Origin of the sequence: Candidatus Palauibacter sp. (genome assembly GCF_965261555.1) — a bacterium.
Taxonomy (GTDB): domain Bacteria; phylum Gemmatimonadota; class Gemmatimonadetes; order Palauibacterales; family Palauibacteraceae; genus Palauibacter.
The window spans coordinates 3,130,846-3,145,100 of the sequence record NZ_OZ253465.1 but is presented as its reverse complement, the minus strand read 5'-3'; the positions used below and the strand labels follow the sequence as shown (position 1 = coordinate 3,145,100).

The following is a 14,255-nucleotide window of genomic DNA, read 5'->3' as shown; positions in this document are numbered from 1 at the left end:
CCCGCATAGATCGAATGCAGTCCAGGAGGAATCATGAGGTCGTCAACCGCCGCGCTCGCGCTCGCCATCCTCGCCGCCGCCCAGCCGCTTGCCGGACAGGAGCGGGATCCGGACCACTTCGGCCCGGCGGATGTCTTCGAACTCGAAGTCGCCGGCGATCCCCGGATCTCGCCCGATGGTTCCCGGATCGTCTACGTGCGGTCCTCGATGGACATCATGACGGACCGTCAGCGGAGCAACCTGTGGATCGTCGATTACGACGGTTCGAACCACCGTCCGCTCCTCACGGGACAGAGGAACTTCTCGTCTCCGCGCTGGTCGCCGGACGGCACGCGGCTCCTCTACGTCGCGAGCGACGAACACGGGAAATCGCAGCTCTACCTGCGCTGGATGGACACCGGACAGACGGCCCTGCTCACGCAGCTGGAGCGAGGCCCGGGCGGGCTTTCCTGGTCGCCCGACGGGAGCACGATCGCCTTCAGCATGTTCGTCCCGGACACGCCGCCGCCCTTCGCGCAGATGCCCGCGAAGCCGGAAGGCGCGACGTGGGCGCCCCCCGCCACGACGTACGAGCGTCTCTATTACCGGTCGGACAGCCAGGGTTTCCTGCCGGTCGGATACTCCCACGTCTTCGTCCTTCCCGCGGAAGGGGGGACGCCGCGCCAGGTCACGCACGGCCCCTACAACCACGGCGGGGCGCCCGAGTGGACGCCCGATTCGCAGCACCTGCTGATCGCGGCCACGCGGCGCGACGACTGGGAGTACGTGCGGGACTCCGAGATCTTCGAGTTCTCCGTGGCCGATGGCGCGGTGCGGCAACTGACCGACCGGCGCGGACCCGACTCGAGCCCGGCGGTGTCGCCCGACGGCGGCATGATCGCCTACACCGGCTACGACGACCGTTTTCTCGGGCACCAGGTGTCGAAGCTCTACGTGATGAGCCGGGACGGGTCCGGCTCGCGCCTCATCGCCGATGACCTCGACCGCTCGATCGGGAACCTGCACTGGGCAAGCGACGGAGAGGGGCTGTTCTTCCAGTACGACACCGAGGGGAACACGCGACTCGCGCACGTCGACCTCGACGGGACCGTGACGGATATCGTCTCCAGCGTTCAGGGCCTGTCGATCGGCCGTCCCTACGGAGGCGGCACCTTCTCCACCTCGGGGAACGACCGTTTCGCTTTCACCTACGGGACGCCGGACCACCCCGCGGACCTCGCGGTCACGAACCGGAACGGCGACTGGCAGCGGCTCACGCAGCTGAACGAGGATCTCTTCGCGCAGAAGGCGATCGGGGAGACGGAGGAGGTCTGGTACAAGTCCTCGCATGACGGGCTCGACATCCAGGGCTGGATCGTGAAGCCGCCGGACTTCGATCCGAGCCGCAAGTATCCGCTCCTGCTCGAGATCCACGGCGGTCCGTTCGCCAACTACGGGGACCGCTTCAGCGCCGAGGTCCAGTTGTTCGCCTCGGCGGGGTACGTCGTTCTCTACACGAACCCGCGAGGGAGCACGAGCTACGGAGAGGACTTCGGGAACGAGATCCACCACGCCTATCCGAGCTACGACTTCGACGATCTGATGTCGGGCGTCGACGAGGTGATTTCGCGCGGATACATCGATGAAGAGCAGCTCTTCGTCACCGGAGGATCCGGTGGCGGGGTGCTGACGGCCTGGATCGTGACCCACACGGACCGCTTCGCCGCCGCCGCGTCGCAGAAGCCCGTCATCAACTGGTACAGCTGGGTGCTGACGGCGGACATGGGCGGCAGCGGCGGCCTGAACTACTGGTTCCCCGGCGCGCCCTGGGACAACCTCGAGCACTACATGGAGCGCTCGCCGGTCCACCATATCGCGAACGTGACGACGCCGACGATGCTCATCACGGGCGAGGTCGACTGGCGGACGCCGATGTCGGAGTCGGAGCAGTTCTACCAGGCGCTGCGGATCCGGAAGGTGCCGTCGGTGCTCGTGCGGATCCCCGAGGCGAACCACAGCATCGGCGCGCGTCCGAGCGGCCTCATCAGCAAGGTGCAGCACATCCTGGCCTGGTTCGAGCGCTACCGGACGAGCGGGACGACGACGCAGTGAGGACGCGATGAGCAGCGGCAGGATCCGCAGGTCGGACACGGAACTCGGACTCGACCGGGAGATCACGCGCCGCGACTTCGTCCAGCTGGCGGGGGCGGGGATCGCCGGTTCCGCGCTCCTCGGGTGCGGGCCGGGCGGCTCCGAGGGCGCGAGCGCCGGCGCGGTCCCGGGGATGGCTTCGGATCCGTGGTCCGACGCGCTCGGGCCGGACTGGTACGGGCCCGGCGGCGTGGGGGACTATGCGGCCTCCCACGGGAATACGCCGGAGGTCGTCCGTGACGCGCACTGGGTCCGCGATGGGCGTGTTCCGGGCGGGGAGGTCACGGACACCGGGGAACGCTTCGACGTCGTGATCGTGGGCGGCGGCCTCGCGGGCCTCTCCGCCGCGCACCATTTCAAGCGGCATCGGCCGTCCGGACGCTGTCTCGTCATCGAGAACCACCCCGTGTTCGGCGGCGAGGCGAAACGAAACGACATGATGGTCGACGGCGTGCGCCTGGCCGGGCCGCAGGGATCCAACGACTTCGGCATACGCCCGCCCACCGGAGAGCCGGACGACTACTTCACGACGCTGGGCATCCCGCGCGAGTTCGAGTACGCACCGGACGCGGGCCAGGTCAAGGCGCCGCTCGAGAACTACGGTTTCATGCACTGGGTGCAGGACCAGTTCTCCATCGGGCACTATTTCGGCGGGACGCGCGGCGGCGGGCGTCCCGGCTGGTCCGGCGGTTCGGGCGGCTGGGTCAACGGTCTCTTCGGGGACATGTCCCGCGCACCGTGGACGCCGGAACTGCGGGAGGGTTTCGAACGCTGGCGGAACGCGCGCGTCACGGACCACGTGCCCTCGAACGCGCCCGGGGGGCCGGACAATCCCGGTCCGTGGCTCGACGGCATGACGCTCAAGGCCTACTACGAGGACGTGCTCGGCCTGCCGCCCGAGGTGACGGCGTACGTCGACCCGATCCTCGCCAGCATCATCGGACTCGGGTGCGACGCGATCTCGGCCTGGTGGGGGATGCACTTCGACCTCCCCGGTTTCGGGCTCCCCTCCCGCTACGACGGCATGACCTTCCACTCCTTCCCGGGTGGGAACGCGGGGATCGCCCGCTACTTCGTGAAGGACGTCGTGCCGGACGGGATCGCGGGCGAACGCACGCTCGGGGACGTGCTCAACGGGGCGATCGACTTCGGCGCACTGGACCGGCCGGACCAGCCCGTGCGGCTGCGGCTGGGGTGCACCGCGATCGACGTGCGCCACGCCGGGGCCGGCGATGGCCGCGTGCGCGTGACGTACGTTCACGAGGGCCGCGCCTGGTCCGCCGAGGCGGACGCGGTCGTGCTCGCGAGCGGGGGCTGGATGAACCGCTACATTGCCGCCGACCTGCCGGACGGACATCGCGCGGCCTACGAGAGCTTCCGCCACGGGCCGATCCTCGTCGCGAACGTGGCGCTCCGGAACTGGCGCTTCCTCGACCGCCTGGGGATCGCCGGCGGCTTCTACGAGGGCGATCTCGGCTTCTCGTGCAACATCCGGAGGCCCATGTACGCGGGAGACTACCGCCCGGTCCACGCTCCGGATCACCCGACGATGCTGACCTTCTACATCACCTTCGAGTCGCCCGGAGCTTCGCCGGCGGACCAGGGGATGGCGGGTCGCACGGAGATGCTGAGCGCGTCCTTCGCGGATTACGAACGACGGCTGCGGGCGCAGATGGTCGAACTCTTCGCCGAGGGCGGCTTCGATCCGGCGGAGGATATCGCCGGCCTCGTGCTCAACCGGTGGGGGCACGCCTACGTGGCGCCCGGACCCGGCTTCTTCTTCGGACGCGACGGGGCCCCGGCCCCTCCCGATGTGATTCGCGAGCCCTTCGGACGCGTCGCCATCGGGCATTCCGAGCTGCGGGGGCACCAGAACTGGACCGGCGCGTCCGCGGAGGGTCGCCGCGCCGTGGAAACGGTCCTCGATCTGATCTGATGCCGCGAAGATGCAACAAGTGACGACGTGGCCGACGCGGCGAGCCGGTTCCCTCGGCCTGTGGACGCTGGCCCTTTGCGTGCTGACCGGCTGCACGTCCTCGGCGGTGCCGGCCATCGAGTACGAGATCCTCGGTACGTTCCCGCACGATCCGGCCGCGTACACCCAGGGACTCCTCTTCCACGACGGACACCTCCTCGAGAGTACCGGCCGCTACGGGGAGTCCGGCGTGAGGCGCGTGGACGTGCCCACGGGAGAGATCCAGGCCCGAGTGGCCGTGGACTCCGCCCTGTTCGGGGAAGGTCTCGCGCGCGTGGATTCCGAACTCGTTCAACTGACGTGGAAGGCCGGCCGGGCCTTCGTCTACGACGCGGAGACCTTCGAGGTCCTCCGGGAGTTCGCCTACGAGGGCGAAGGATGGGGGCTCTGCTACGACGGCGAGGCACTCTGGATGTCCGACGGGTCGAGCGCGCTCGAGCGTCGGGACCCGCAGACGTTCGCGGTCACGGAGACCGTCGAGGTCACGCGCGACGGGTCGCCGCAGCGTCGGCTGAACGAACTGGAGTGCGTCGGCGACCGGATCTACGCCAACGTCTACCAGACGGACATCATCGTCCGGATCGACAAGGGCACCGGCGAAGTCCTCGGCGAGATCGACCTGTCGAGCGTACCCCTGAGCGCCCGCCGTCCCGGCGATCCCGAGGCAGTCCTCAACGGCATCGCCTACGTCCCCGAGACCGGCGTCTTCCTCGTCACCGGAAAGCTGTGGCCGAAGCTCCTGGCCCTCCGGATCGAGGAATAGGGGAGCATGGCCACGAAGATCTTCCTCGCGCTGTCCTGCGGCTTCATGCTCGCCTGCCGTCCGGAGATCGACCCCGACCGCCCATTCGTGGAGGTTCGAGACAGCGCGGGTATCCGGATCGTCGAGAACCGCCGGCCCGCCGAGACTTCCCGCCTGGGGTGGCGGATCGGTCCCGAGCCCGAGCTTTCCATCGGGGCGCTCGAGGGCGAGGCACCCTATCTGCTGCACCGGGCCACCGCGAGGATGTTGCCGGATGGCCGGATCTCGGTGATGAACGCCGGCTCGAACGAGGTGCGGGTCTTCGACCGGTCCGGCGGCCACCTCGCTACGTGGGGCGGGGAAGGAGAGGGGCCCGGCGAGTTCTCGTTCCTGTCCGGGGTAGCGCCCTGGCCCGGCGACTCGCTGGTGGCGTGGTACTCCCACGGAATGTCGATCTCGGTGTTCGACGCCGCAGGCAACTTCGGGCGCTCCTTCTCGCTGCAGAGCGCCGAGACCGAGTCCTGGCAACGCCCCCGGCCCCTGGCCGCGCGCGCGGACGGGACCATCCTGTCGCTGAACGATCCGGAGGGTGAGGACACCGCCGTGGTCGAGATCTGGGATGGGGATGGCGCGCTGAGCGCGTCGCTGGGCGCGCATCCGAACCGGATCGTCTTCGTGGAGACGGACGAGCGCGGCAACAGAGAGCTGTCCATGCCTGCCTACGGGCCGCATCTGGACGTGGCGCCATGGGGCGAGCTTGTGGCCATCGGTCACACCAGCCGCTATGAGATCAAGGCGTTCCGGGGCGATGGGTCGCTGGCCCGGATCGTCCGGCGAGATGATGCACCGCGCGTGCCGATACAGGCCGATCTGGAGCCCTTCGTCGAGCGGCAGATGTCGATGTTCGCGCAGAGCCCGTATCCATCGGAGTTGTTGCCGGAAGTCCGGCGTTCCCTGGAATCCACGCCGCTCGCCGAAACGTTCCCGGCCTTCTCGTCGTTCGTGGCGGACGCTGCGGGTCACCTCTGGGTTCGGGAATACGAGTACCCACGGGAGGAGAGACCGGCCGTGCTCTGGTCCGTGTTCGACCCGGAGGGGCGGATGCTGGGCTTCGTCGAGACGCCCCGGGACCTCGGCATACGGGAGATCGGCGAAGACTACATCCTCGGCTGGACCTGGGATGACTACGATGTGGAGTACATCCAGCTGTGGCCGCTGGACCGGTCGACCGCCGGGAGTTGAGGTGCGGGACAACTCGATCCTCAACGGCCGCGCCTCGCTTTCGCCGAAGATGGCTTTGCGCCTCGAGAAGGCTCTTGCGGTGAGCACGGACATGCTGCTGCGCATGCAGGCCTGTTACGACGCCGCGCGGTTGCGGGCACGCGCTGGAGAGATCCACGTCAGACGCTACGAGACCGCCTGAGAGGCAGCTAAAGGGCGTCGCCGAAGCGGTTGTCGAGGGTTTGGAGCCGGGCGATGGGTTCGTTGCTGAACACGAGGCGGAGTTGGTACTCGGCGTCGGGGCCGCCCCAGGCGTCCATTGGAGTGGCCGCGACGCCCGCCCGGGCCAGCAGCCGGCCGGAAAGCTCGCGGGCCGTGAGACCCAGCGGCCGGGTGTCGACGAGGAGCGACCAGCCGCCCGCGGCGGGCCGGACCGGGTAGCCCTCAAGCGCCTCGAGTACCGCGTCGCGCCGGCGTTCCCAGCGCGCCACGCTCGCGGCCACGTCCCCGGCCTCGTCCGAAGCCGTCAGCGCCGCCAGCGCGCCGGGCTGCCCGATCCCGACGCCGGTCACGACGTTGTAAATGCCGACTTTGGCGACGTCCGCGAGAACCTCGGCGGGACCCACGATCCAGCCCACCCGCCACCCGATCATGCGGTACTCCTTCGACACCGAACCGACCGTGAGCGTCCGCTTGCGCATTCCGGGGAGCGATGCCGGGTGCAGGTACGGGCGGCCATCGTAGAGGATGCGCTCCATCGCCGCGTTGTAGAGGAGACACAGGTCATGGCGCTCGCACAGCTCCGCGACCGCCCGCCAGTCGTCGGGGTCGAGCACGCCGCCGGACGGCACGGACGGGTTCATAAGGAAGAGCGCCCGGGTTCGGTTGCCGATGCGGGAGGCGAGGGCGTCGAGGTCGAGATGCCAGCCCGCCGACGAATCGAACCGCCAGGGCGCGAGCCGCGGGACGGCGCCGGCCAGCCGCACGCGCTGGAGCATGCCGGCGTACGTGGGGTCGGTGAGGATCACCTCGTCGCCCGGGTCCACCGTGGCGAGCAGGGCGTTGAACAGACCCTCCGTGCCGCCCGCGGTGATCACGCACTCCCGGTCCGGATCGTAGCTCCGCCCGGAGAGCAGGCCGACGTGCCGCGCGGCCGCCGCGCGAAGGCCGGCCCGGCCCGTGAACGGCAGGTAGCTGTTGGCGGCCGGCGATTCGAGCGCTGCGCGGGTGGCGGCCACGGCCGCCTCGGGGGGCCTCAGGTCGGTGTCCAGGTTCTCGAGCCGGAGGATGCCGGGATCGCGCTCCGCCGCCCGCGCCACGCCGTCGATGTCGAACCCCGGAATCCCGGCGAGCCGCCCGGGCGAGGCGCGGCCTTGGCCCTCCGACCCGCTCATCCGCCGATCCTCCGCTGCAGCGCGTCGAGCGCGGCCATGAGATCGGGCTCCTCCGACAGCACGCGGAGAAGCGGGTCGGGGTCCAGCGACCGGGCGCGCTCCGGCATCGTCCGGATCGTGAAGTCTTCCATCGAGAGTCCCTCCTTCACCTCCGCCCAGCGCAGCGGCGCGGACACGGTGGCCCCCGCGCGCGACCGCACGGAATACGGCGCCACGACGAGCCGCCCGCGCCCGTTTTGCACGTAGTCGATGTAGACCCTGCCGTCCCGTCGCGAGGGGTTCCGGACGATCGTGGCCAGGTCGGGGGTCTCCGCCACCACCGCCGTCGCGAGCAGTTGCGCGAGGGTGCGCGACTGTTCGTAGTCGAGCTGTCCGCCGAGCGGAATCATCACGTGGATCCCGGACGATCCGCTCGTCTTCGGATAGCAGGGAAGCCCCATCTCGTCGCACAGCGCACCGATCGCGCGCGCCACCTCGATCACGTCCCGGAACGGGGCGTACACCTCCTCGCCGTCACGCTTGTGCTTGGGGTCGAGGTCGAGGAGGCACCAGTCGGGGCGGTCCAGGCTCCCGACGCAACTCGCCCATACGTGGAGCGGAATCGCGCCGAGGTTTGCGATGTACACGAGCACCGCCGGGTCGTCGGCGATGAAATAGTGGATGTCGCGCTCGGAGCCGCGGCTCCAGATCGCCTCCGTGCGCACCCACTCGGGCTGGAACCCCGGCGCGTTCTTCTGAAAAAACGACTTCCCGTCGATCCCGTCCGGATACCGGGTGAGCACCAGGGGCCGGTCCTCGAGGAACTTCAGCAGCCACGGGGCGATATCCCGGTAGTACGCGATCAGGTCGCCCTTCGTGTACCCCTCCTCCGGCCAGAAGACCTTGTCGAGGTTCGAGAGCGGCAACTCCTCGACGGGCGGGGGCGACGTATCCACGCGCACGGGATCGGCCAGCGCCGCGCGCGGATCCCGGGGCAGCCGGCAATCGGTGGGAACCACGTATTCGCGATCCTCGTCCCCGGATTCTTCCTCCCCGGATTCCTCCTCCGGGGTCGGCAGGACGCCGAGGAAGACGGCATGCCGGAGCAGGCCCCCCTCGGTGATTTCCTTGTAACGGACCTCCGTCACGAGTTCGGGTTCGACCCAGTTGTGATCGTCTCCGGCGGGTGCCGGCGTCGCGAATGCGGGCCCGGCCGCCTCCAGCGCGTCGAGCCGGGTCCGGAGTTTCGTCAGCGTCTCGTCGTCGAACCCCGTTCCCACGCGACCGACGTAATGGAGGGCGAGGCCGTCGTCGCCCGCGGCGGTCCCCGATGCGGGGTTGGCGGGGGATGCGTCTCCGGCGGGGCCGTACGCGCCGAGGTGGAGCGCGCCGAAGCCCGTCCGCGAGCCGGCGGGATTCGTGAAGCCGACGATGACGAAACGGGCCTCGCGCGCGGCGTGGATCTTCCGCCAGTCGGGAGACCGGCCGCCGGTGTACCGGGAGTCGGCGCGCTTGGCCATGATCCCCTCGAGTCCCATCTCCTGCACCTGCCGGAAGAGGGCCTTCCCGCACTCCTCGAAGTGTTCGCTGAGCCGGATCGGGCCCGCCTCGGGCACCACGCCGCGCAGCAGGGTGCGCCGCTCGGAGAGCGGGAGATCGCGCAGATCGCGGTCGTCGAAGGCGAGCAGGTCGAAGGCGTAAAAGCTGGCCGGCGCCTCGAACGAGGCGTGCCGCACATCCAGTGGGCGCGAGAGCCGGGCGCGCTTCTGCAGACGCCGGAAGCTGGGGTAGCCCGCGGCGTCGTGAACGACGACCTCTCCGTCCAGCACCACGCGCCGGAAGGGGAGCTTGCGGAGGGCGCGGGCGATGTCCGGGAAGGTGGGGAGCGCGTCGTGCCCGTTCCGGGTCAGGAGGCTGGCCGCGCCGTCGACGGCCGAGGCCAGCATGCGGTAGCCGTCGAGTTTCAGCTCGAAGTGCCAGGCGGGATCGTCGAACGCCTCCTCCCGGGGCTGGGCAAGCATGAACCCCACGTCGGCGGGATCGACCGGCCCCTCGGGCGCGCCGGCCCGCTCGAGGGCCGCGGCCAGATCCTCCCCGGGATACCAGCCGCGCTCGCGCTCGGCCATCTGCTCGACCGTGAGGCCCGACAGGATGGACGTCTCGGGGAGCGATCCGTCCTCGAGGATCGGGTGCCCGCCGCGCCGCTCGCGGATGAGGAGCCATTCCTTCCCGGTCTCCCCCTTCGCCAGCCGCACGAGCGTCCATACGCCCCTGAGCTTGTGGCCCCGAAGCTCGAACAGGAGCTTGCCCGTCTCGAGTCCCTCCTCCGGATCCTCGAGCATGATGCAGCGGCCGATGTCCCACACGATCATCTCGCCGCCCCCATACTCACCCTTCGGAATCACGCCCTCGAACTCGATGTACTCGATCGGGTGGTCCTCGACGTGCATCGCGAGCTTCTTGTCCGCCGGGTCGGGGGAGATGCCCTTGGGGACGGCCCACGAAACGAGGACGCCCCCGATTTCCAGGCGGAGGTCGTAGTGCCGGCGCGTTGCCGCGTGCAACTGGACGACGAACACGCCGACCCCCGTCCCGGGCGCGCCGCCGAAGGGCTCCGGCGTGCGCTCGGAAGCGCGTTTGTCCCGGTATTCCTCGAGTTTTCCTCGGGGCATGCTCGCGGCCCTGTCCTTCGACGCTGCTTTCGACCCTCCGGGCGGTGTACGGCCGGAGCGGTATGCACAATCCGGCCCGGAAACTATAATTCGGCCCCCCGGTCCGGCATCAGGCCGGGGCTGACACCACGCCGGGCGGTCCGGCGCGAACACGGAGAGGCGCAGGATGTCACCTCGACCCATCGCAACGGCGACGGTCTCGTTCGGGCTCGTTTCGATCCCGTGCCAGCTCTACTCGTCCGCCGAAAACTCGCAGAAGGTCCGCTTCAACTTCCTCTCCCCCGACGGGACCCGCGTGAAGCAGCAGTACGTGGATGCGAAGACGGGGGAGCCGGTCCTGCGCAGCGATCTCATCAAGGGATACCAGTTCGCGAAGGATCAGTACGTGACCTTCAAGCCGGAGGAACTGAAGGCGCTCGAGGCGGAGGCGACGCAGGCGGTCGAGATCGTCGAGTTCGTGCCGCTGGACCAGGTCGAACGGGCCTACATCGGGAAGACGTACTACCTCGGACCTGCGCGCGGAGGGGACAAGGCCTACCGGCTCCTCGGCGCCGCCATGAAGAAGACGGGATGGGCCGCCCTCGCGAAGTACGCGGCGCGCGGCAAGCAGTATCTCGTCCTCGTACGGCCGGTCGGGGATCACCTCGTTCTCGAACAACTGCACTACGCGCACGAGGTGCGGGACATCGCCGACGTGCCGTCGGGAGAGGGGGAGGTCGCCGATGCGGAGCTCGGCCTCGCCGTACAGCTGATCGAGCAGATCGCCTCGGAGGACTTCGATCCGTCGAAGTACGAGGATGAGGTCGGACAGCGCATGCTCGCGGCGATCGAGCGCAAGGTGGCCGACGGGACGGAGATCACCGCGCCGGTCGAAGAGGAAACGACGGCCAAGGTCATCGACCTCATGGCCGCGCTCAAGGCGAGCGTCTCGGGGTCCGGCGGGACGGAAGCCGAAGCCGAAGACGAGGCCGGGAACGAGCCGGAGAAGAAGAAAGCCGCGGGGTCGTAGCCGGACTCACGAGAGAAGACCACCCAGGGAGAAATCCGATGCGGGTTCGATCCGTCACGCTGTTCGCGTTCATCCTCCTGCTGCCGGTCCTGCGGGGCTCCGGCGGACACCTGCCCGCCGCGCCGACCGTCGACGACCTTCGAGGCGGACTCCCGGATCGGGTCGCCGCCGTCGATCCGGTCGACTCGGAGACCCTGCGGGTCCCGGGGCTCGAGGCCGCGGTCGAGATCCTCAAGGACCTTTGGGGCGTCAGCCACATCTACGCGGAGACGGAGCACGATCTCTTCTTCGCGCAGGGGTACAGCGCCGCGCGCGACCGCCTCTTCCAGTTCGAACTCTGGCGCCGCCAGGCCACGGGCACGGTTTCCGAAATCCTCGGTCCCCGTGAACTGGAACGCGACCGCGGCGCGCGGCTGTTCCGGTTCCGCGGCGATCTTGAAGCGGAACTGAATCACTACCACCCGCGCGGCGCCGAGATCATCCGGGCCTTCACGGACGGGATCAACGCGTATATCGCCGAGACGGAACGGGACCCCGGTCTCCTTCCGGTCGAGTTCGAGATGCTGGGGATCCGTCCGCAGCCGTGGACGCCGGACGTCGTCATCTCCCGTCACCAGGGCCTCCTCATGAACATCGGGCAGGAGCTGGATCTGGGGATCGCCGTCGCGGGCGTGGGTGCGGACAGGGTGAAAGAGGTCTCCTATTTCCACCCGGGAGAACCGGACATCGATCTCGATCCCGCGATCGACGGCTCGCTCCTCCGGCGGGAAATCCTCGACGTGTACCGGGCCTTCCGCGGGTCCATCCGGTTCCAGCCCGAGGACATCGAGCCCCGCTTCCGCGCCACCGCCTCCGACGCGGAGGCCTTCGCCCTGCAGACGCTCGAAGCGGAAGCCCGGGAGGCGGCAGCCCACGAAGCGGGACGCCTCGAGGCGGAGCGGATGGGGACAGGGAGCAACAACTGGGTCGTGGCGGGGAGCCGCACGCTGAGCGGCCACGCACTGATGGCGAACGACCCGCACCGGGTGCAGGCGGCCCCGTCGCTGCGCTATCTCGTCCACCTCGTCGGACCGGGCTGGAACGTGATCGGCGGGGGCGAGCCGGTCCTCCCGGGCATCTCGATCGGACACAATGGGCACGGTGCGTGGGGACTCACCGTCTTCCAGACGGACGCCGAGGATCTCTACGTCTACCGAACCCACCCGGACGACCCGGATCGCTACTGGTACCGCGGCGACTGGGAGGAGATGCGGGTCATCGACGATGAGATCCCGGTCGAAGGGCGCGGCGCCGAGCGGGTCCGGCACCGGTACACGCGGCACGGACCCGTCGTGTACGAGGATCGGGACAACGAGCTGGCCTACGCGGTGCGGGCGGGGTGGATGGAGATCGGCGGCGCGCCATACCTCGCGAGTCTGCGCATGAACCAGGCGAAGACATGGGAGGAGTTCCGGGACGCCTGCAACTACTCGAACATCCCGGGCGAGAACATGGTGTGGGCCGATGTGGACGGGAACATCGGCTGGCAGTCCGTGGGGATCGCGCCCATCCGCCGGAACTGGTCAGGTCTCGTCCCGGTGCCGGGGGACGGCCGCTACGAGTGGGACGGCTACCTCGAGATCCGGCACAAGCCGCACGTGTTCAACCCCGAGAAGGGCTTCTGGTCGACGGCGAACCAGAATCTCGTTCCGCCCGGCTACGAGCACCGCGACGCCGTCGGCTGGAGTTGGAGCGATCCGTTCCGGAGCGCGCGCATCGACGAAGTCCTCGCTTCGGGGAAGCGCTTCACGATGGCGGAGATGATGCAGCTCGCGACGGACTACGTGTCGCTCCCGGCCCGCTCGCTGGTGCCGATGCTGCGCGGCGTTGACCTGCCCCCGGGGGCGGCGGAAGCGGCGCGAGGCGAGCTGCTCGACTGGGACTTCGCGCTCGCCCCGGAGTCCCGCGAGGCCGCGATCTACGTGTCGTGGGAGCGCGAGCTCCAGCGACAGATGGTGCCGCTCGTCGTCCCGGCGGAGGTCCGCGCGTCGCTCGGGCGCCTCTCGATGAAGAAGATCATCGACTGGCTCGGCTCGCCGCCCGCGTGGTTCGCGCCGCTCGGAGACGGGGATCCCGTGGCGGGTCGCGACGCACTCCTCGCCCGCACGCTGGCCGATGCCCTGGAGGGGCTGGAGGATCGCTTCGGCGGCGACCCGTGGCGCTACGGCGACGTGCGCTTCAAGCACGCCCGGTTCCGGCACCCGCTGTCCGGGATCGTGAACGCCGAGATGCGCGCGCGCCTCGAGGTGGGTCCGCTCCCGCGCGGAGGCAACGGCTTCACCGTGAACCAGACGGGAGGCGGGGACAACCAGACCTCGGGCCCCTCCTTCCGGATCATCGCGGAGGCGGGCGACTGGGACACGGCCGTGTTCACGAACACGCCGGGGCAGGGGGGAGACCCCGATGATCCCATGTACCGGAACCTGTTCGAGGGCTGGGCGAAGGACCGCTTCTTCCCGCTCTACTACTCACGGGAGAAAGTCGAGGCGGCCGTCGCGGATCGCCTGATGCTAACGCCCGCGCTTCGGTAGATGTGGCCGCGGCGTCTCCAGACAGGGCCGTGCGCGAAGGCGTCGGTTACAACGAGGAGGTGTGCCGTGGCGGTGGTACGCGCCGGGTACGTGAGGTGATGGGTCAACTGCGCCGAGTAACGATCGAGCGGGCCTGTGGAGAGGTTGCAATCGCCACGTGCGTGACCCTCCTCATCGGTTTCGCCTCTGCGTCGGCCCAGGAGGTGCCATCGGAGCACGAGTTGCCAACGGCCACCTTGGTTGCGGTCAGAACCCTCGAGACTCTCGACGCTCCGATGCAAATGCCCGCGTTTGTTCTTGCTGAAACAGCTCAAGGCGACGTGTTTGTGGCAGGACCATCGGAAGTATTGACCTTTGACGCGACGGGCGCATACCGAGGCTCGATCGGCCGCCAGGGAGCAGGTCCCGGCGAATTCTCGTTCATATCCACATTGGGGATACACGGGGATACACTATGGGTAGGAGACGCCGGGTTACGGCGGGTGTCCCGTTTCCTGTTGGACGGATCACTCCTGGAGACCGTGTCGCCCCGTATGTCTGGAGCGGAGAACTTTCGTCCCCTT

Annotated in this window: 9 protein-coding genes and 1 pseudogene; 8 read left to right on the top strand and 2 right to left on the bottom strand. The window is 69.1% G+C overall.

Annotated elements, in window-relative coordinates:
• Positions 1-33 precede the first annotated feature (33 nt).
• From ACQY5G_RS13755 to ACQY5G_RS13735, 5 genes are read left to right on the top strand one after another with little or no spacing between them, the layout of a single operon-like run.
• Entirely contained in the window at positions 34-2,091 is a 2,058-nt protein-coding gene (locus ACQY5G_RS13755; protein ID WP_428274863.1) for a prolyl oligopeptidase family serine peptidase, read from the top strand.
• Positions 2,092-2,098: 7 nt separating this feature from the next.
• On the top strand, positions 2,099-4,066 hold the full coding sequence (locus ACQY5G_RS13750; RefSeq protein WP_428274861.1) for an FAD-binding protein: 1,968 nt from the start codon (positions 2,099-2,101) through the stop codon (positions 4,064-4,066).
• Positions 4,067-4,085: 19 nt separating this feature from the next.
• Positions 4,086-4,868, top strand: coding sequence for a glutaminyl-peptide cyclotransferase (locus ACQY5G_RS13745; RefSeq protein ID WP_428274859.1), 783 nt, complete (start codon positions 4,086-4,088; stop codon positions 4,866-4,868).
• A 6-nt stretch (positions 4,869-4,874) separates the two neighbouring features.
• Positions 4,875-6,089, top strand: coding sequence for a hypothetical protein (locus ACQY5G_RS13740; protein ID WP_428274857.1), 1,215 nt, complete (start codon positions 4,875-4,877; stop codon positions 6,087-6,089).
• A gap of 1 nt (position 6,090) precedes the next feature.
• Positions 6,091-6,270 carry a helix-turn-helix transcriptional regulator gene (locus ACQY5G_RS13735; RefSeq protein ID WP_428274855.1) on the top strand — a complete coding sequence of 60 codons (180 nt, stop codon included), beginning with the start codon at positions 6,091-6,093 and terminating at the stop codon, positions 6,268-6,270.
• A 7-nt stretch (positions 6,271-6,277) separates the two neighbouring features.
• On the opposite strand, the gene ACQY5G_RS13730 is transcribed toward ACQY5G_RS13735, so the two are convergent.
• Complete coding sequence (locus ACQY5G_RS13730) at positions 6,278-7,462, bottom strand: pyridoxal phosphate-dependent aminotransferase (RefSeq protein WP_428274853.1); 1,185 nt, start codon at positions 7,460-7,462, stop codon at positions 6,278-6,280.
• Positions 7,459-10,113 (bottom strand): DNA ligase D, encoded by a 2,655-nt coding sequence (gene ligD / locus ACQY5G_RS13725; RefSeq protein ID WP_428274851.1) that lies wholly within the window; start codon positions 10,111-10,113, stop codon positions 7,459-7,461. Before ligD ends, ACQY5G_RS13730 begins: the two co-directional genes overlap by 4 nt.
• Before the next feature lie 166 nt (positions 10,114-10,279).
• On the opposite strand from ligD, the gene ACQY5G_RS13720 reads away from it, so the two are divergent.
• From ACQY5G_RS13720 to ACQY5G_RS13710, 3 genes and pseudogenes are all read left to right on the top strand, one after another.
• Positions 10,280-11,122, top strand: coding sequence for a Ku protein (locus tag ACQY5G_RS13720; protein ID WP_428274849.1), 843 nt, complete (start codon positions 10,280-10,282; stop codon positions 11,120-11,122).
• A gap of 38 nt (positions 11,123-11,160) precedes the next feature.
• A complete protein-coding gene (locus ACQY5G_RS13715; protein ID WP_428274847.1) occupies positions 11,161-13,692 on the top strand; it encodes a penicillin acylase family protein in 2,532 nt (843 codons plus the stop codon).
• Between the two features lie 98 nt (positions 13,693-13,790).
• A pseudogene (locus ACQY5G_RS13710) lies at positions 13,791-14,198 on the top strand (6-bladed beta-propeller); the annotation flags it as partial.
• Between the last annotated feature and the right edge of the window lie 57 nt (positions 14,199-14,255).